Origin of the sequence: Mycoplasmopsis gallinacea (assembly GCF_900660495.1) — a bacterium.
GTDB lineage: Bacteria > Bacillota_I > Bacilli_A > Mycoplasmatales > Metamycoplasmataceae > Mycoplasmopsis > Mycoplasmopsis gallinacea.
Genome location: NZ_LR214950.1, coordinates 13,307 through 33,422, shown reverse-complemented (window position 1 = coordinate 33,422; position 20,116 = coordinate 13,307). Strand labels below are relative to the sequence as shown.

At 26.4% G+C, this 20,116-nt stretch carries 18 protein-coding genes; 10 read left to right on the top strand and 8 right to left on the bottom strand.

The genetic code is table 4. The features are described from left to right. Positions 1-3: 3 nt before the first annotated feature. From EXC51_RS00140 to EXC51_RS00125, 4 genes are all read right to left on the bottom strand, one after another. Positions 4-2,334, bottom strand: coding sequence for a class I tRNA ligase family protein (locus tag EXC51_RS00140; protein WP_129619969.1), 2,331 nt, complete (start codon positions 2,332-2,334; stop codon positions 4-6). A gap of 10 nt (positions 2,335-2,344) precedes the next feature. Beyond that, on the bottom strand, positions 2,345-3,040 hold the full coding sequence (locus EXC51_RS04360) for an MPN527 family putative ECF transporter permease subunit (RefSeq protein WP_408634090.1): 696 nt from the start codon (positions 3,038-3,040) through the stop codon (positions 2,345-2,347). Beyond that, on the bottom strand, positions 3,040-3,666 hold the full coding sequence (gene upp / locus EXC51_RS00130; RefSeq protein WP_129619967.1) for a uracil phosphoribosyltransferase: 627 nt from the start codon (positions 3,664-3,666) through the stop codon (positions 3,040-3,042). Before upp ends, EXC51_RS04360 begins: the two co-directional genes overlap by 1 nt. A 130-nt stretch (positions 3,667-3,796) precedes the next feature. Next, positions 3,797-4,222, bottom strand: a complete 426-nt coding sequence (locus EXC51_RS00125) for a large conductance mechanosensitive channel protein MscL (RefSeq protein WP_129619966.1) — start codon at positions 4,220-4,222, stop codon at positions 3,797-3,799. Between the two features lie 95 nt (positions 4,223-4,317). On the opposite strand from EXC51_RS00125, the gene EXC51_RS00120 reads away from it, so the two are divergent. After that, a complete protein-coding gene (locus EXC51_RS00120) occupies positions 4,318-4,776 on the top strand; it encodes a hypothetical protein (RefSeq protein ID WP_129619965.1) in 459 nt (152 codons plus the stop codon). A gap of 118 nt (positions 4,777-4,894) precedes the next feature. Beyond that, a complete protein-coding gene (locus EXC51_RS00115) occupies positions 4,895-6,205 on the top strand; it encodes an ECF transporter S component (protein WP_129619964.1) in 1,311 nt (436 codons plus the stop codon). 104 nt (positions 6,206-6,309) lie between these two features. Here EXC51_RS00115 and EXC51_RS00110 read toward each other — a convergent pair whose 3' ends face one another. Further along, on the bottom strand, positions 6,310-10,812 hold the full coding sequence (locus tag EXC51_RS00110) for a DUF4011 domain-containing protein (RefSeq protein ID WP_129619963.1): 4,503 nt from the start codon (positions 10,810-10,812) through the stop codon (positions 6,310-6,312). A 94-nt stretch (positions 10,813-10,906) separates the two neighbouring features. Between EXC51_RS00110 and mutM the strand changes: the two genes are divergently transcribed. The 8 genes from mutM (at position 10,907) to EXC51_RS00070 (ending at position 17,398) form a co-directional block, all read left to right on the top strand. Further along, the gene (gene mutM / locus EXC51_RS00105; protein ID WP_129619962.1) at positions 10,907-11,761 is read left to right on the top strand and encodes a DNA-formamidopyrimidine glycosylase; all 855 of its coding nucleotides are present in this window, start codon (positions 10,907-10,909) and stop codon (positions 11,759-11,761) included. Further along, complete coding sequence (locus tag EXC51_RS00100; RefSeq protein ID WP_129619961.1) at positions 11,754-12,293, top strand: cysteine hydrolase family protein; 540 nt, start codon at positions 11,754-11,756, stop codon at positions 12,291-12,293. The genes mutM and EXC51_RS00100 overlap by 8 nt, the downstream gene beginning before the upstream one ends. Beyond that, positions 12,293-12,631, top strand: a complete 339-nt coding sequence (locus EXC51_RS00095; RefSeq protein ID WP_129619960.1) for a Smr/MutS family protein — start codon at positions 12,293-12,295, stop codon at positions 12,629-12,631. Before EXC51_RS00100 ends, EXC51_RS00095 begins: the two co-directional genes overlap by 1 nt. 52 nt (positions 12,632-12,683) lie before the next feature. After that, positions 12,684-13,181, top strand: a complete 498-nt coding sequence (locus EXC51_RS00090) for an MAG0490 family ComEA-like DNA-binding protein (protein WP_129619959.1) — start codon at positions 12,684-12,686, stop codon at positions 13,179-13,181. A 359-nt stretch (positions 13,182-13,540) separates the two neighbouring features. After that, on the top strand, positions 13,541-14,437 hold the full coding sequence (locus EXC51_RS00085; protein WP_165001800.1) for a ComEC/Rec2 family competence protein: 897 nt from the start codon (positions 13,541-13,543) through the stop codon (positions 14,435-14,437). A 3-nt stretch (positions 14,438-14,440) separates the two neighbouring features. Continuing rightward, entirely contained in the window at positions 14,441-15,379 is a 939-nt protein-coding gene (gene holA, locus EXC51_RS00080; protein ID WP_129619957.1) for a DNA polymerase III subunit delta, read from the top strand. A gap of 12 nt (positions 15,380-15,391) precedes the next feature. Next, on the top strand, positions 15,392-16,669 hold the full coding sequence (locus tag EXC51_RS00075; RefSeq protein ID WP_129619956.1) for a hypothetical protein: 1,278 nt from the start codon (positions 15,392-15,394) through the stop codon (positions 16,667-16,669). A gap of 9 nt (positions 16,670-16,678) precedes the next feature. After that, positions 16,679-17,398, top strand: coding sequence for a phosphotransferase family protein (locus EXC51_RS00070; RefSeq protein WP_129619955.1), 720 nt, complete (start codon positions 16,679-16,681; stop codon positions 17,396-17,398). A gap of 228 nt (positions 17,399-17,626) precedes the next feature. On the opposite strand, the gene EXC51_RS00065 is transcribed toward EXC51_RS00070, so the two are convergent. The 3 genes from EXC51_RS00065 to EXC51_RS00055 form a co-directional block, all read right to left on the bottom strand. After that, on the bottom strand, positions 17,627-18,100 hold the full coding sequence (locus EXC51_RS00065; RefSeq protein WP_129619954.1) for a hypothetical protein: 474 nt from the start codon (positions 18,098-18,100) through the stop codon (positions 17,627-17,629). Between the two features lie 142 nt (positions 18,101-18,242). After that, positions 18,243-18,422, bottom strand: coding sequence for a hypothetical protein (locus EXC51_RS00060; RefSeq protein WP_129619953.1), 180 nt, complete (start codon positions 18,420-18,422; stop codon positions 18,243-18,245). Between the two features lie 50 nt (positions 18,423-18,472). Further along, a complete protein-coding gene (locus tag EXC51_RS00055; RefSeq protein ID WP_129619952.1) occupies positions 18,473-20,101 on the bottom strand; it encodes an IS1634 family transposase in 1,629 nt (542 codons plus the stop codon). Positions 20,102-20,116 lie beyond the last annotated feature (15 nt).

The window sequence follows — 20,116 nt, the reverse complement described above, 5'->3', positions numbered from 1 at the left end:
TTATTATTTAATAACAATATTTATCAATTTGTTTGGAACAAAAATTTCTTTGACAATTGTGCTATCTTGAAGTCATTTTGCAACTTCTTTTTTAGCAATTTCAAGAACTTGCTCTTTAGTAGCGTTTTTACTTACTGAAATTTCAGCTCTAAATTTACCATTAACACTAACTCCGTATTTAACTTCATCAAGCTCTAAGGCTTTTTGATCAATGCTAAAATCTGTTAAGTTTTCTAAGTTAAAGTATTTATTAGAAATTTCTCAAGCAAAATGCGGGATAAATGGTTCAAGGATGTTTAAAAGTACATAGAACATCTCGCTAATTAACACTGGATTATCAATATTTTCATAAGCATTTAAAGTTTCCATAGCTCATGAAATAATAGTGTTAAAAGCATATTCATTTCTTCGATCTTCAAAAGTATCGATTGATTTTTTCATTCCTAAATAAAGTTTATAACGTGCATTTTTTTCTTCAGAACTAAGATTTTCAAAGCTGTGTTCTTTGACTTTAAAGTCTTTTAAAATTAAATCTGTTTTACTGTAAAGTCTTGAAATGAATTTAAAGCAACCATTAACTCCTGAATCACTTCATTCAAGCTCTTTTTGAGGAGGGGCTGCAAAAAGGATAAATAATCTAGTTGTATCTGCTCCAAATTTAGCAATCATTTCACTTGGTTCTACTACATTTCCTTTTGATTTTGACATTTTAGCACCATCTTTAAGCACCATTCCTTGAGTAAGAAGGTTTTCAAATGGTTCGCTAATATCACAAAGACCTAAATCCCTAAGAGCTTTAGTAAAGAAACGAGAGTAAAGAAGGTGTAAAATAGCATGCTCAATTCCACCGATATATTCATCAACTCTACCTCAGTATTTAAGCGCTTTTTTATCAAAAAGAACATCATCACGCATTGAAGTTGGTGTAGTGTATCTTAAAAAGTATCAACTTGATTCAAAGAAGGTATCAAGTGTATCAGTTTCTCTTGTAGCTTCTTTTTTACATTTAGGACAAGCAACTTTTTTTCATTGCTCAGATTTATCAAGTGGATTTCCTTTTCCATCAAAAGTAACATCTTTAGGTAAAAGAACTGGAAGCGATTTAATTTCTTCAGGTACAATACCACAAGTATCACACTTAATAAGTGGAATTGGCGTTCCTCAATATCTTTGACGCGAAATACCTCAGTCTCTTAAATTATAATGTGTCTCATTGTTAAAATCTCTTGGTTCAACATAGTGAAAGAAATCTGTATTAACTTTGATTTGATTTTTTTCAACAAATGCAGCATGAGATTTGTTTTTAAGAGAAACAAGCATAGCTAATTTGTTAGGGTTATTACTTGCAAAATCAGTTATGTAAATTGGAAGGTTTTTTTCTAACTTAACATTAAAAGCTTCCAATTTAAGGTCTACGCATAATTTTTCTGAAAAATCTTTTGCATTAACATTGATATTAATTTTTTCAATTGTTTGAATTTGCTCTTCAGTTAAAAGATTTTTATCCCTAAGATGTTCTACAAGTGGGTGCTTAGTGCTAATAGCAATCATTGCAGCATTTTGAATGTTTTCAAAATTACTTTCAAGAACATTTAATTCAAATTTTATAGAATGACTGAGTTCTAAATTAAAATCAAGTACAAAATAATTTTTCATTCCAATTCAGTTTTTTTGCATTGTTAAAACTTGATTTGGTCAGTGATTTTTTAAAATTTCTAAATCTTGAACTAATTCATTAGCATAATCAGTGATTTTAAGGTAGTAAGTGTCCATTTCTTTTTGAACAATTTCATTATCACATCTTCAACATTTATTATCAATTACTTGTTCATTAGCTAAAACAGTATTATCAAATTCACAGAAATTTAAAGAGCTTTTTTTCTTGTAAATTAAGCCTTTTTCTCACATTTTGATGAAAATAAATTGCTCTCATTTAGTGTAACTTGAATCAGCTGTAATAAGTTCGTAATTTCAAGCAAACGAAAGACCTAATTTTTTAATTTCTTGATCCATGCTCTCAATATTTTTGTAAGTTCATTCACCAGGGTGAATTTGGTTTTTAATTGCTGCATTTTCAGCTGGAAGTCCAAATGCATCTCAACCAAATGGGTGGAAAACATTAAATCCTCTTCGGCGGTAATATCTAGCAATAGCATCACCAATTGAGTAGTTTCTTACATGACCCATATGAATTCTTCCGCTTGGATAAGGGAACATACTTAAAATGTATTTTTTAGGCAATGAGTAATCATTTTTAGGTTCAAAGTAATTTGAATTAGATCAATTTTCTTGTCATTTTTTATCTATTTGTTGAAAATCAAAATCTTTTGACATATGAAATCTCCTAATATTGTAATTCATGTATTCTGTATTTAATGTTTGAGAAAATTTTTGTTTTCCGATCTAGTAGCACAAAAAGTGAGATTACAAAAACATTAATGGATAAGTTGATAATGTTAAAAGCACTATAAAGGCTTCAAGAACCCGCTTGGTAGGTACTAATGTTAAAAAAGAATGCTTTAAATTTCATTGGATAATCTCTAATTAAATCAGTAAGGCTAAGTTTATCTAAAAATCCAAGCATGAAAAAGTATATAACGTTAAATATGTATGTATTTAAGAAAGTAAGCAAAATAATTGTTAATGGAACTGAAAAAAGAGATGAAAGTAGAAATTTAAGATGTGGATCTCACTTTCTTTTGCAAATTAACTTATAGCATAAATAATAAAAACTTATAAAAAACGTATGACTCAAAAAAATGATCAAATTTCCTAGGTATTCAACTGCAAGCATATTTGAATAATTGAAAAGTAAAGGTGAAATTAAAAATCTAATTGCTGAAACAAGAAGTGCCCATCTTCATGAAAGAATATATGAAGCAATGAAAATAGGGATTAGTGTTAAATTGATCTGAAGAAAATTAAAAATATTTAAATATGAGCTTATAAAATTAAAAATCAATGCAATTGCTAAAGTTATAGCTGCATATGTAATTTTTGCAATTATATTTGAAACATTTTTTTGATTTGTATTAGTCATTATTTTGTTCCAAAAATACGGTCACCTGCATCCCCTAAACCAGGTTCAATGTAACCATGACTATTTAATTTTTCATCAAGTGAAGCAAGAAAAATTCTAAAATCTTTTCCAAATTTATTTTCAATATTGTCAACGCCTTCTCTTACCCCAACAAGACAAACTAAATCGATGTCATTAAATCCATTTTTTTGGAGTGAAGCAATTGCATCAGCTGCTGAATTACCTGTAGCGAGCATAGGGTCGACCACAATAATTTTTGAATCTTTTGAAACATTAGGCATTTTGTAAAAATATTCAACTGGTTTTAAAGTAGTTTCATCACGGTATAAACCAATGTGCCCCACTCTAGCTTGTGGAATAAGTTCTAAAAGTCCATCAACCATACCTAAACCAGCTCTTAAAATTGGGACAATCACAATTTCTGAATCAAAGTCAAATCCACTAAATTCTTGTTCAAGTGGCGTGGTAACTTTGACTTTTTTACTTTGGTAATCACGCATAATTTCATACACCATTAGTGAACCAATTTCTTTAAGATTCTGTCTAAAATCTACGTGATTAGTGTTTTTATCTCTCATTTTAGTTAATTTGATATCAATGAGTGGGTGATTAATTATTTTTAACATTTTTATCCCTTTTTTCATAAACCTTATAAAGTATTTTAATTATACAATTAAATCGATTTTAAATAAGCATTTTACCATCGCTATTTAAAAGAAAAATTCACCCCCTTTTAAGATGAATTTTTGTTATTTTTTACTTATTTTCAAGGTTTTTATTAAGGTTTTTAAGTTCTTCTAAGATAAGTTGTTCTGTTGTTGGAACAGCAGGAGCTGGTTCAACAACTGGTTGATTTTTAGCTTTGTGTGCCTTGTAAGCATTAGAAATCATGAAGTATCCAACAAGCACTACAAATAAGAAAATTGTAACAATAGCAAATTGGATTAATGTTCCAAGGAATTTTCCTAAAAGCATTCCTGAAACTTCTCAAGTGTCTAATGTTGCATTAGGCATGAAATGTGTTTTGATTGCATTCATTAAAATGTCGTTTGCAAATGAGGCTACAACAGCATTAAATACTGTTCCAAGTAAAAGCCCGATTGCAAGCATGAACACATTACCTTTTTTAAGAACTTTAGCAGCATCTTTAGCAGATGTTGTTAATAAATTGTTTTTTCTCATAGTGAAGTTATTTTAAACTATTTTGGTTTTTTTAATAAAAAAAGTTCACTTTTTTAAGAAAAAATTAATTTATTTATATTAATAGTGAGGTCAAAATGGAAGAAAAAATAACAAAAAACAAAATTTTATTTAATTTATTAACACCAAATCAAGAATTAAAAAGCTCAATTGAAAATGTTATTGATAAAAAATTCGAGCTAATTTTACCCCTTAGCAAGATTGATGACGAAATTGTGATAGGTCTTGCTTATAAAAATTCAAATTGTAAAAAATTTAGCAAAGAGCACATTTTGGATCTTTATACTGATTCATCACTTCTTTTCTATAAACTTGCAATTGATAAGTTCTTTATTATTGATGAGAAAATTCTAAAAGATAACTCATCAGATTTTCAGGGTGAAAAAATTGGAAAAAATTTATCCGAATATAACGAAATTAAAATTTTAAAAACCTTGACCAAGATTCTCAATACTTTTGGTCAAAATATTGATATATACAAAATCAGTTTAAATCCTGAATATAACAAGGTAAAAACAGCTGTTTTTTCTAGTTAATTTGCTAAATTTATATACTATTGAATAAAAGCAAATAGTTTATAATTTAACTATGAAAAATCAACAAAAATATACAAGCAAACACATTAAAAAGTGAAGTTATTTTAGACTCTTCGCTATGATTGGATTTGCATTTACATCTATGATTTTCGCATTACCAATTTACTTGGTATGAGTTTCATTTTTTGAAGGAGGGAAAGAATTAACTTGACACCATTATGCAACATTAGGTTCATTAATTACATCAATGGTGGTTCTTTATTTATTTTCAGTTGGTTTAAGTATTTTTACAACATACAAATTGAGAATGTACTTAAGTAAGGTCGAAAGTAATGCACAATACAAAAAAAGCTTTATTTTCGGATATCTTACAAGCCCTGTTTTTCTTTTAAGTATTATTTATCACGTTATCTATTTAATTCCAACAGTTGCAGATCATGCACCTGAAGGCGATTCGGTTAACGAAAAAGAAGCTGAAGCTGATTTAGAAAACGATGATAAAGACGAAACATCGAGGAACAGCCGAAGCGAAATAAAAGATATAGAAGAAACAAGTGAAAAAAATTTACCAAACAAAACATCATTTATTAAAAGAATTTTAAATAGTAATTTATTAAGATTGAATACTTTTGAAATTGCATTAAGTGGTATACTGCTTGGTATTTTTTTAATCGTTTCCGTAATTACTCATTACACATATTTAGGGAAAATTGGCCTTAATTTTGAATACATTTTTTACATAATTTTTGCCTTTTTCTTTAGATATTTCAAAGGAGCTTTCTTAGCTTTTATAGGTGATTTTATTTCACTTATGTTTCAAGGAGCTGGGATTGCGTCATGACACTGAGTTTATGCAATTGTTCCAGTATTAATTGTTATTGTAAGTTCTTTATTCTTTGATTTAGTTAGAATTAATAAAAAACACGCATTAATACTTGGAAATATCTTTGTTATCGCTTCATTTAGTGCAATTATTACAGTAGTTTTCAAACAAATTGCCAAAAAAGGTGGAAGTCCACTAAAAATTAGTAGTATTTTCTCATTTAAAACAATTGATGTCACTACTTTATATATTTTAATAGCATTAGCAATTGTGATTGTAATTGGAACAATTTTTGTTTCAATATACTCAATTTGAAAAAATAAACCTAGACTTTCTTACTTTGCTATTGCTTTTATTATAGTAACAATTGTAGTCGTTATTGGAAGATGATTATGAGGTCCATATGCTTACATTCAATACAAACAATTTTGATTAAAAGATCCTCTTATCAATCTTTGAGATAGATATGTCACAATAATGCTCCCAATTATTATTAAAGGGCTAATAGTTATACCTATTTACTCTATAATTTTAGGTTCATTAATTTTCCCAATGACATACTTATATAACAGATACATAGCTAAAAACAAAATCAATGCTTATTAATATCACGCAGAAATTATTTTTCTGCGTTTTCTTTTTGCTTTTGCGCCTACAATGCACACTAATTAAGCGAAAAAACTTGCACTAAATGTGCAAGCTCTTTCTAATTAAGGTATTTTGTACATTACAACATCATCTTGATGAACTTTTTCAATTTTGCGAGTTTTAATAAGTAATTCAATAGCTTCATCAAATTTAGCTTTAATCTTTTCGCCGGCATTTTTAAACCCTAGAAATTCAAGGTAAAGCTTAAATAAACGATTATGATCAACTAAAGTAATGTCTTTAATTAATTTATAAAGCATTTGAGCTACTTCTAAGTAAGAAATCTGTGCAATAGTAAATTTAGCTCAATCAATGTTATATCTACGATCTTTAAAGAAAATGCTGTTAAAATCAAAGAAGAAGAAATCTTCATAATCACGATTAATTTTGCGAGCATTATATTTATCATTTAAATAACGATCAACAGAAGTTTTTTTGTAATTTAAAATGTTTGAAATGGTGCTGCTTTTTACTGGTTGAAGGTACTCAACTAATTTATCAACTAAATTAGCATTAAACGTTTGATATAAAATATTTTTTCCATTTTCAAGGACTAAACGATCAATAATTTCTTTATTTGTGAGCATTTTAGGAAAAATGTCAATATTATTATTTTCAATTTTAGTTTGATATTTTGCAATTTTTGGTTCGAATTTTTCTTCTTTTGAAACTTGGTATTGCACTTCGGGAGCAGGTTGATTATTTTCGAATCTTAAAATTGCATCATGAAGTTTTTTAGTTTCGTCTTTTTTGTTTCTAAATCAATTAGATGCTCAAATACGGTAAACATTTCATCCTTTTGATTCTAAAACTTTCTTACGTACATACTCCCTATCTTTAGTTGATTTTGAGTATTTATAGCTATCTCCGTCACATTCGATAGCGCAAATAAATTTATTAGGATCTTTTTTACTAAATACCCCGATATCAACTTTGAAGTTTGAAATACCTACTTTAATTTTGGTTTCAAATCCTCAAGAATTAATAAGTTCACTAAGTTCTTTTACAAATGAAATTTTAAATTCTTTGCTTTTTTCATCTAATGAAGAAAAATCATTTTGAATGTGTTTGTTTTTAGCAAAATTTAAGTAATCTTTGAAGAATAATCATCCTCTTGGGTTGGAAGCATTTGAAACATCAATATCTTCAGGGTTAACAGAAGTAATTAAAATTGACCCAACCTTTGCTCTGGTAAAGCAAACATTTAACCTTCTATAACCACCTTTTAAGCTAACTGCACCAATATTTCTTGCTACAGTTCCTCTTTCGTTTGGACCAATTACGGAGCTGATGATAATAAAGTCTCTTTCGTCTCCTTGAACATTTTCGATGTTTTTAACAAATAGTTTTTCCTTAGCGTTAAATACTAATCTATCTAAAAATGCAGGGTTTTCATTTAAATAAACATTAATTTTTTTCTCAATAAGGGATTGTTGCTGACTATTAAAAGCAATAATTCCAACTGAATTTGCATTAGGATTACTTCTTAAAAGATCATCTAAAACTTCGATAACTTTTTGAGCTTCTTTTTCATTTTTAGAATTTGTATAAATTCCATCATCGATTTTTACAAGCGTAATTCCTTGGTATTTTTGAGGCAAGGTATTATTTGGGAAAGCAATAAGCTTATCTTGATAAATTTCTTTATTTGAAGGAAGAATTAATTCATCAAATTTAGAACGGTAGTGTCATTCAAGTGAAAGATCAAATCATTTGGTAGAAACAAAGTCTAAAATTGACTCATAATCTCTACTTGAGCTTTCGTGTTCTAATTCTTGTTCTTCATCTTCTTCATTTTCAGCATTATCCATCGATTTATTAAAGAAGTTAGTAGGTGGAAGTTGCTCACGATCGCCAACTAAAATAGCTTGTTTACCTCTTAAAATTGAAGAAATAGCAGTTTCTACTTTAATTTGAGATGCCTCATCGAAAATAACTAAATCAAATTTTTTGTCATTGTTTTTGAAAAAAGCAGCAACAGAAAGTGGTGACATCATTAAAATTGGTTTTAAGTTGTAAATTAAATTTGGCATCTTCTCAAACATTTGCTTGATTGAAGAATGTCTAGTTTTTTTATTAATTTCCTTTTTAAGGAACTGGAATTCAACGTTATTTTCGTAAATTGAACCACTAGAAGGTAATTTTTGAAGTAAATTATCGTTAATTAATTCAGAAGCAAGTTCTTTAATTCTTTCAAAATTTTCTCTAAATTGATTTTGAATGTAATTTAAATCTGGAATTTCATTATTTAATTTATAGAACTCATTTTTAAGGATTAAATGGTAAATTGACTTGTTAAATAAATCAATAAGCGAGCTATGATTTAAATTAGTAATATGAACACGTTTAACGAATTGATCAATTTCACTTTGAGTAATTTCTTTACGTAATTGGTTGTATTCAATATATGTATCAATGTTGTCAATATTGTTAAATTGGGCACTAATTTTGGACATAAATGTAGAAACATTAATTGGTGATTCATAAATAAAGTAATTTTGAAGCTCTAATAATAAGTTGAAAAGTTTTTCGTCTCTAGTTCCATTTAAGTCCATTGAATTAGATAAATAGTTATCTAATTTATTAATTAAAGCATCTACATTATTTTGGAAAAAGACAAATTGATCCATTCCTCATTCATTGTGCAAGGTAATAAATTTATTAAATGAATTAATCGCTTTATGAGCTTTTTCAGCAATAATTTTGAATTCTTTTTTATCTTTTAAAAGCGAAATTATTTTTTTCTTAGTTTGACCCAGTTTTCCAAAGCAGAATCATTTTTTAAACCCTTTATTTTCATAAAAATAGTTAAATTCTTCTAAGTTAAATTTCAATAAACTTGAAGGATCGCTGAATTTTTCTAAAATATCTTGATTATCAATAAAGATTTTTATATTTTCAGAAATAGTTTTTAAAAATGCTAAGTTATTTGGGTTATTAATTTGCAAGTAATTTGGATTTTTATGATAAATTTTTTGCTCAAATAAGAAAGTGTTAAGCAATTTTTCTAAGTATGTCTCTGGGTAAGTTTTAGTTACTTCAAGAAACTCGGATATTAAGTTTTTAAATTTAATTTGTTCAACTGGAAGGAGCTCTGTGATTTTTAAGTTGTTAAAAATAGTGTAGTCGTAACCAATTTTCACAAGCTTTTCAAGGTGATTTAATTGCTCGAGAATTTTTTGATAGCTAGCATTTTCAAGAAGAGAAAAGTCATAATTTCAAGGTCATTCAATTATTGGAGTTTCTTTTAATAAAATGTAGCAATTTAAAATGTCATATAAAGTTTTTTCTTCTCAAAGAAGGTAACTAATTTTCTTAAAGTAAGAATTAAGCTTTTTAAGGTTTTCTTTGTAATTTTCTTTTTGTTTATCTGTATATCTTTCCGAAACTACTTTTTGATTTTTTTCTCTTAATGTAAGGTTGTCACTTAATTGTTGCAAGAATTCTTTTTTATTTGTTTTTTCAATTGAATGAAGCCTTGCAACTCAGTTAGCTAAGTTTAATTCTTCTAATTTGTTGTATACAACATCAAGAGCAGCTTTTTTCTCAGCTACAAAAAGCACAGATTTACCACGAGAAATAAACTCAGTTAAAATGTTAACAATAATTTGACTTTTACCAGTTCCTGGAGGACCTTGAAGCACGAAACTTTTACCTTTTAACGCAATGTGAATAGCTTTTTCTTGTGAGCTATCACTTTCAAGAAGATGGTAATATCCATCTTCACCAATTTTAAGGTCTAATTCTTCTTTTGAAACTTCAACTGGTGACATATCAAGTTTTTCATCATCAAAAAGTGAAGCAACAAGCTGATCTTGAATTAATTTTTCTTCATTTGTTTCTAAGTCTTTATAAATGAAAATGTTTGAGAATTGGAACAAACTAATTCAAAGTTCTCTTTTAATAGTATAACTAGGAAGTTTTTCTTGCACAAAAGCAAAGTACTTTTCAATTCTTTCATTAATTGATTCTTCAGAATCAAATTCATAGCTTAAATCTACTCCTTTTTCAAAAAGGATTTTTTGAATTAAACTATCATTAAGCATTAAATCACTATCTTTAAGCGATACAAAGCAATCTTTGTTTTTGTTTTTATCAAATTTAACAGGGATAAAAACAAGTGGAGAATCAAGAAGTCTATCATCTTCTTGATCTGGCTTTCACGAAAGCATACCAACTGTTAAATATGAAATATCAATTGAGTATTCAGTGTTAAAAAGCTCTTGCTTTCTATACATTGAAGAAAAAGTTACATTTAAATCGCTTTTTGTTAAATCAACATCAATTGTAGTTCCTTTGCTACCTGCAGTAGATTGACTGTTATCCATTTCAAGAAGATTATCAAAAGTTTCAATTCAATTTTTTTCTTGTTTTCGAGTTGGATTTAATTTAAGCTTTTTATCATCAAAAAGCACGTCTAAAATTAAATTTAAATCTTCATATTTAAACTCAATTCCTTGTTTATTACCTTTAAAATTTAAAGCTTTATTTCTAAGGGTTAAGTCTAATAAATTAGCCTTTCATTCCTTTATATTTTCTTTAATTTTTTTACCGTAGTTATCCATTTTTTACCTCTTAAAAAATTATAAACTATACCAATAAAATGAATAAAAAAGAAAATAAATTTTAGTTTATAAACATTTTATTATAATTTATTCTATGCCAGAATTTCCAGAAGTTACAGTAGTGAGAAAATCACTACAAAATCTTATTGAAAATAAAAAAATTATTAAAGTAGAAGTAGTTAAAGATAAATTTATTAAAAACGCTACTGAAGAAGAATTTAAGAAGTTTCTTACAGGTAAAAAAATTACCAATATTGACAATATTGGTAAGTTTATTGTATTTTCTTTTGATGATAATTCAAGAATGATTTCGCATTTAAGAATGGAAGGGAAATACTACGTTCGAGATTTAAAAGTGATTGAAAATCGATACTACAAGCATGATTATATTTACTTTTTCTTAGATGATAATTCAGTTCTTGCTTACAACGACACAAGAATGTTTGGATCATTTGAAATTATTCCAAAAGAAGATCAAAGACCGCTTGAAGAAATTAAAAATTTAGCTAAATTACCAGGAGAAGTAGATGTTGAAGAATTGCATAGAAAACTTCAAAAACGTAATAAAAGCATCAAGTCAATCTTGCTCGATCAAAGCCTAGTGCTTGGAATTGGTAATATTTATGCTGATGAAGCTCTTTTTGCTTCAAAAATTTATCCAATGCAAAAATGCAACACTATCTCACTTGAGAAGTTAAAAGAGTTGCTTACTAATGCTCATGAAATTATGGACACTTCCTTAAAATTGGGTGGAAGTAGCGTTAGAACTTATGCTTCAGTTAATGGGACAAGCGGTTCATATCAAGAGTTGCTTAAAGTATATGGAAAAGCAGATCAGCTTTGCTCAAGATGCAAAAAGACTGCTATTATCAAGGTGAAATTAGATTTTAAACCAAACGGAAGAGGAACTAGTTACTGTCCAAATTGTCAAAAGGAACAAAATGATTAAAAAGGCAACGATAGTAATTGATATGATTAATGGTTTTACCCATCAGGGTGCTTTATATGATCCAAACATCGAAAATTTAACACCGAAAATTGCTAATTTTCTTGCCAAAAAACCAGATAATAAAGACATTTTCTTTGTTTGTGATGCCCATTCTGAATATGATTTAGAAATGCAAGTTTATCCAATTCACTGCTTAAAAGGAACTTACGAAAGTGAAATTGACAATCAGCTTCAAGAATTTGTTTTAGAACAAAATATTGTTTATAAAACTACTACTAATGGTTTTTGAGATTTTCCAGTCAAAAAATTACAAAAATATGATGCTATTGAAGTAGTTGGTTGCTGCACTGATATTTGCATTTTACAATTTTGCTTAACCCTTAAAACATTTTTTAATAAACTTGGTGATGATATCAAAATCATTGTTTATAGCGATCTTGTAGATACATTTGATTCTCCAACTCACAATCGAGAAAAAATGCATAATAACGCCTTAGAATTAATGAAAAATGCTGGAATTGAGGTTGTTTAATGAAAGTTATTGATCTACATGGCTTAGAAGTTGAAGACTTAATTAAAGTAGTTTCTAATGTTATTTATGAATTTAAGCTTGAAAAAGTTCAAAAAATTCATTTTATAACTGGTAAAGGTACTGGAGCATTAAAAACTAGCTTAGAAAATTTACTTGATAGCGAAGGTATTTACTATTCAGTACACAATAATGGTGGTTTATATGAAATTGCTTTTTGAGAGCAAAATCAAAATAAGCAATATTATAGTTATAATGAATATTCGTTCGATGAAGACTTAGCAGATGAAGAAGAAATTGATGATATTTTTAATGATTCTCTAGAACGTTTTAAAAAATAGTGTGAAAGTTCATTTTGAGTTCTTTTGCACTATTTTTTTATATTAATTGCAGATGAAGAAAAAGTTAAATTACAAAATTTTAATTTTCATTGCAATTTTAATAATTGCCTTTTTAATCATTTGCTTCATACCAAAATGAATTAATACTCCGAATATAAAGCAAAAAGACACTAGTCACTATCGCTACATTATCTCTGGAGCAGTTTTAAATAAAGGAGTTTTGTACTTTGACAAACCACAAAGTTATCAAGAATTGTTTTTTAAAGCAGGAATAACTGAAAATTCTAATATTGATAATTTTGATCTTAAAAAGTTTGCACCACAAAATACAGAAATATATGTTCCGTTTCGCAATTACAAGCTTAGATGAAGTGATATTAAAAGCATTGCAGACTTACAAATTGCAGATATATCTAAAAAATACGCTACTACGATTTTTAATTACAGATTAAAACACGAGGTTGTATCATCATGAAATGAAATTTTGCAAATACAAGGAATTGGTTTAAAAACAATTGAAAAATTAAAAAGTTTCTTAATCCTGGAATAGTGTATTTATTGCTTTTTTATGCACTTTGTAGTTTTTGCTTATTTGTGTTTACCTTTAATCTTTTATTTATTTTCAGTGGCATTCTTTCAGTTATATTAACTTTTATTTTAAATAAAGAAAAACTAAGCAAAACTTGAATAATAATTGTTATTTGAGCTATTTTTATATTAGGATTTGGAATCTGACTAACGTTTTTTAGTTCTAAAAATACGGTAAATTCGAACTTAGAATGCATTTCTTTTTATTCAAAAGGAAGTGTTTTACAAAACTGATATGGAAGAAAGTTTTTTATTGAAAAAAATGATCTTAAATTACTTAGTCATTACGATGTTAGTGGAACGCTTTTTAAAACAAAAGATATGAATTTATGAGCTAAGGCAATTTATTATCAAATAAAATTTGATCAAATCCAAGAAAATAACTTGTGGAATTGAAAATTCAAAATTTACAATTTTTACATATCTAAAAGTGATGTATATGAAGAAATAGTTTTTCCAATTGTCTTTGGATTTATATCTCAAAAGAAAAATAATTTTATCTTCGATGTAAAGAAATTAGGGATTATTCATCTAGTTGTAATTAGTGGACTTCACTTTAATATTATTTTCAACTCTTTAAATAAAATCTTTAGAAAGATCGATCCTAAAAGCATTATTTCTATAACTTTAATGATGCTTTATTATCTTATTATCAATAAATCACCATCTTCAAACAGAGCATTTATATTTCTTTTGATTTATTGAATTTATAAACTAATAACACCAGAAAAAGAGCAAATAAATAAATTTAAAATTCTCTTTTTTACTTTCTTAATTACTTCTTTTATCAACCCAACTCAAGTTTTAAATAATGGATTTTGATTATCGTATCTTCTTTGTTTTTCACTTTACGGAATGCAAAAGCCGCAGCTAAAAAAATCTATTATTTTTGAGTATTTTAAAATATGAATCCTATCAATTTTATTAGTTGTATTTTTTAGCTCTCAATTTAATGTATTTTCCTTTTTATATTCACTCTTTTTTAACCTATTTTATGAGTTTTTCATCATTTCACTATTTATTTTTTGACCAATATGACCCCTGGCGTTTTTCATTGCAAATTCTTTAAAACTTATTGTTAATAATCTGCTGTTTTTCACAATTGTATGAAAAATAGAAATAAATTGAATTAACCAAATTCTGCTTGCTCTCTTAACTTTTGCTTATCAATGCTTTCTTTTTAAAACTAAAAAAGTTAAAACAATTTTATATAATTAAAATATGTTTTTAATATATGGGACTGAAAGTTTTTTAATAAAGCAAAATGTCAATGAAATAAAAGAAAAATTTAGTGAAAATGACATTATTAAATTCGAAGAAAATGTAGATGTTTCAGAACTTACTGAAACTATTTCATTTAAATCTCTCTTTTCACCTGCTAGATTAATAATTGTTGAAAATTTTAATGGTTTAAGTGAAAAAATCAATAAAAAAGATGAGCAAAAATTTCAAAGTTTAATTAGTGCTTTATCTAATGAAGATATTAATCAAATTGTTTTTGTTCATAGATCAGATAAAATTACTAAAAACCTTTTTAGTGATTTTCTACTTTCAAATACAAAGCAAATAAAGTGTGAAAAGATCGCACAAAAAGATTTAACATCACAAGTTTATACATATTTAAATGAAAATAAGGTAAAAATTAACAGAGAAGATGTAGCTTATTTTTTAAGTAAAATGCCTGATGATTTAAACATTATTATGCAAGAATGTGATAAATTAATTTCATTTAAAGGAGTTATTTCACGTAATTTCATTGATAAAAGTGTTTCAGATTACATTTTAAATGATCCTTTTGGCATCTCAAATGCAATTGAAACTAAAAACTTTAAGTTCATCTATAGTAAATATCGTGAAAAAATGAAAGAAGGAGATGTTTTACCTTTAGTTATTGCACAAATATCTTCTATTTTCATTTTGGCGCACCAAGTTTATAATTTAAAGAAGCTAAATTTAAGTGCTGCTCAAATTAGTAAAGAACTTAACGTTCATGAATATAGAGTTAAAAAAGCTTTCGCATTTTTAAATAAATACTCAATTATTGAAATTAAAAAAATACTTAAGGATTTAGATATATTAGATAAGCACTTAAAAACATTTACTGATCAAAATAATGAAATCTTTGAAAGTTTTCTTATCAAAAACTTTGCAAGATATTAACTAGGAGCAAAAATGAGTCTTTTTAATAAGTTTTCTGCAAAGATTTTAAGAAATTCTAAAGATGCAATTTATCTAATTTCAATGGATTCTAACACCGTTAGTAACACTTCTTTAGAAGAATTCAATCAATATCTTTCTTCACTATATGAATATATAAAAAGTATTGATTACATAAAAGTAAAAGTGGTTATTCCCGATTTATTTTCACTTTTAAATGAAGTATTTTTTGGGGATAATTCTGATAAATATTTTGTTGAAATTAAGATTAGTAATATTAAAAAATTATGCCAATTGCTCAAAAAAATAGGTGTAGAAGTTGCTTTGACAATTGATTATAGCAATGTAGTTTCACTTAGTAAAGTATTTTACAACTTCAATATTGAAATTAAAGATGAAGATAGCCCAGAACAAAAAGGAAAGGTGTTTTTTAACACCAATACCTTTAGCATTTCAAATAATAATTATTTAACTAAGACAATTAACTTGGAAAATGACAATGATGAAAAGAATTTAACTAATCAATTTATTAATGTTATTAATAAGTACAAAAAAACCTTTGAAATAAACGAATTTGTAATTACAAACTTAATTCAATCTTCATATAAAATAGTTAAAAATAAAGAAAAAAGCGACCTTGCTAAAAAGTTAATTGACATTATTTCAAAAATTAAAATTACTCAAAGAATTGACTTTGGATTAGTTGAAAATAATGACACTTGAACACAAATTTGCAGAATGAAATTAGACGTTTTTGACTATAAAATAGTGCATTTAAACTCAGAAACTGATAAATTCATTCGAAATATTAATTTATATAACGGAGTAGATTTCTTTATTTTAGATAGTTTGAAATTTTTAAATCGAAAAGAAATTTCTCACACTCTTCAATTTGAACAATTGCAGCAATTGCTTAAATTTATCGTTATGACAAATAAAAACGTTGGCTATACATTTTTATTTAAATATAGAAAGCTGCCAATTAAACATCTTATAAAAGGCATTAAATTTGAAAGTCATATAAATAAATATATGAAAAAATTAATTATTTTAAGAAATGAACTTTTAGGATTTGATAAAAGAACCTACATTAGTCTCAAGCAAGTTGTTAACTTTCAAAAAAATATTAATATTTTTGAATTCAAATCAGATGAAGATACTTTTTTGATGGTTCAAAATCTATCAACTACACAAGTATTTATCAAGTTTTTCTTTAAGCTTAAATACTTAAAACATTTTAAAATAGTAAAACCTGCACTTGAATATTTAGAAACAAGCATTAGTAAATTTTAAGGATTAAAGATGGAATTAATAAAAAAAGGATATACCAATATTTCTTATAAAGACGGCGAAATTTTCTGCCAAGAAAAAATCCTAAACGGATTTAATCATAACATTGATTACAAATTACTTAATCAATTTGATTTTGTACCAAAATTCATTAAACAAGATGATAAATTTGTCTATTGAGAATTTATTGAAAATCAAAAGTTTGCTCCTACAAATGAAAATTTAGAGAAAATAGCTGCTAACTTAAAACATTTGCACTCTTCCTCAGTAAAATTTCAAGATAACTTTATGATAAAAAGACTTGAATCATTCCTGAGTTTTATTGAAAAATGAGGTAGAAGTAGTAAGTTAATTACTAATTCTTTTAATCTTGTAAAGCAAATTTTTGCTAGTGATAATCAAAATAATTATCCAATTCATAATGATTTATATTTTTCAAATATTCTAAAAACGGATGAAAAACTCTATTTTGTAGATTGAGAGTATGCTTCAATGGGGAATAGACTTTTTGATTTAGCTCTTTTTGTAGCGGCTACTGATTTATCTGATGAGCAAGAAGAAGCATTTTTAAACTTTTACAACTTAAAATCAGATCAAAAACAAGTTTACATTAATCAAAAATTCATTGCTTACTTCTTTATTGTGACTTGAGCTTTATCAAAAGAACAAATTCCTATTAATGATAAATATTTCATTGATAAATTAACCCAGTATTATCAAATATGTAAATAAAAACAACACCTTATTAAGGTGTTGTTTTAGTTATCAAAAGCCTAAATATAACTCCGCAAATGCAGTTTTTGCTATTTTCCTACTAAAAACGAATATTATGCAGTTTATAAAGTGTTAAATGTAAATTGTAAAATCAGTCGTTGTATAGTCTTATAAATAAACTGTAAACGTAATAAGTGATATTAAAAATTGGAACATTCAGAAAATAGCCATAACGACTAAAATAATCTATTTAATGTTAATTGTGATATTAACTTTTGAATTTTTCAATTCAATTGCTTTAGTGTTATTTGCGATTTTCTCATCATTATCACGAAGAACTTTTTCAATTTCTTCCTGAATAAGTGTTTGATAAGAAATAATCCCCATATGTTCTACATTTATCTTTTCTGATCTTAGTACAAATCTTAAGAAATTAGAATTGTCGCGCAAAATTTTATTTTGTTGAATCATATCAATGATTCCGTGTTTTTGATTTGCTTTGTTAATTGCTTTTTTAATTTCAAGAATATTGCGTGAGACAACTAAAAATTGATCAAGCACTTTCTTTTGTTTTTTTCTCATAACTGGATTTGGAGTATCTTTTGAATTGAAAGGAACAGGGATAACAAAAGAACTAATTTGTTTTCTTAAATTATCTTGTTTTTCTTCCAAAAGAGAAACCTCAATTATAGCCCTTTGAAGGGTTCATTTCACCACCATTTTTTCTCCTACAAATTTTTTTATATTAAAATAATACAACTTTTTCAACACTCTTTTTGATACTTTTGCTAAACTGTCAAAAAAATGTTTAAAATGCTCTATTAAATGTTAAAAATTGTTATAGTTTCTTTCAAAATGTGTTTTATGATTGTGGAGTTAAATGAACCTTATGGTAATTAAATTTGTAATTGAGAAACACAAAAGAAGATGTAATTAATAAAAATCCTCAATATGAAATTCCATCATAAATGTATTTTCATGAACTAGAGCTATAAAAAAGTCCTGAGTTTCCAAGTTGATACACTATAAAAAACGAATACATCTATAAATAAGGTGTATTCGTTTTTTATATTTAAAATTACACACATAGAATTAACTCATACATGCGATAAAATCTTTATAAATTTTTATATTTTCTTTATGGTTTTCATCCAAATCATTAATTATTTCTTGTTCCACTTTTCCATTTACTTCTTTTTTTGTTATAGTCATCATTCTTAATGAATCCACAAATAAATCTAACGTCACTTTTTGTACTTCTCCATTGATTTCATAATATTTCTTTAATTTGTAAAGACAGTATTTTAAAACAACAAGAGCAATGAAACATAACAAAAGATGCGCAAGTATATGCTGTTCATTATGAACAAAAACAGGTCTAACTTGTAAAGAAGATTTTAATGTTCTGAAATTTTCTTCTACTTTTCATTGTTTTCTGTAAATTTCATTAGCTTTTTCTGGTGTTAAATCTAGAATATTGGTTTCAATAATGTAAAAACCATCTTCAGATTCTTTTTTCTTAATTTTCTCTCAATTTAATTTACCCACTGTTTTGCCATCAATGTCCATGTATTTCTTTTTATATTCTGGAACTAAAGAACTAAGTGGTAGTTCTCCATTTACAGTTTTCTTATTCAATTTATCAATAAAATTATTTCTTCTTAATTTATCTAAAGTCTTTTTTCCAGGACTGAAAAACACACATCATTTTCTGTATTTACCGTTAAATCTATTTTTATTTCAAATAGATTCAACAATTTGTTCTTTTCAAAACATTTCATCTCTAAAAACATAATGTTTGTCTTCAAGAATGAATTTTTTCATCCCAATACTTAATGTATCTAATCTTTTTTGAAATATATATTTAATTCCTTTTTGTTCTAGGAAACGTAAGTTTGCGTTGTTATTTATTCCACGATCTGCAACTATTGTAATATCCTTTATTTTATAGATTGATTGAAGTTCTAAAACGAAGGATAACATTGTTTTACCATCAGCTGTGTTACCTGGAAAAACTTTATAGTGTATTGGTATTCCGTTTTCATCTACAGCCATTGCTATGACTACTTGATCTTCATTGTGTTTTCCGTCTTTTGAAAAACCGTTTTTTCTTATTCCTTCTCTTGTAAAGCTTTCAAAATAAACTGTTGTGTTATCGAAGTGAAAAACTTTATTGTTACGATTTGTAAATTCATTTATTTTTTGAAATAAATTGACTAAAACAGAATTCTTATTTTCGAAAATAACATCAAGATAGTTATATATTGATGATTTTTTAACATTAATATCATTTATAAAATCACTTTTATTTTTATATTGTGACATATAGCTTCTTGGAAGGATAATTCTAGTTGCTATGAAAAATTCCAAAACCTCTTCTAACGATTTATGTTTACTTTTTGGTAATGCTGAAAATAAATTTAATTCTTTAATAACTTTATAAATTAAATCAACTCCAATATTTTGGATACTTGTTTTTACAGAAGTGGGTTTTAATAATTTAAAAAATTCTTCTTTTGCAACAGCTTTATCTAAAGATGTATCTACTTTTTTTGCTATTTCTTTCATATCTTCAATTGAAGATAATCCATACTTTTCTTTGATATCTTCTCAGTATCCTAGACCAATCTGATTTCCATAACCTTTTTTAAAACCTTTAGAAATAGCTAAAACTAAATAATATTTTCCATTTTGTTTTTTCTTGCATAAACTGTAACTCATGCTCTTATTATATCA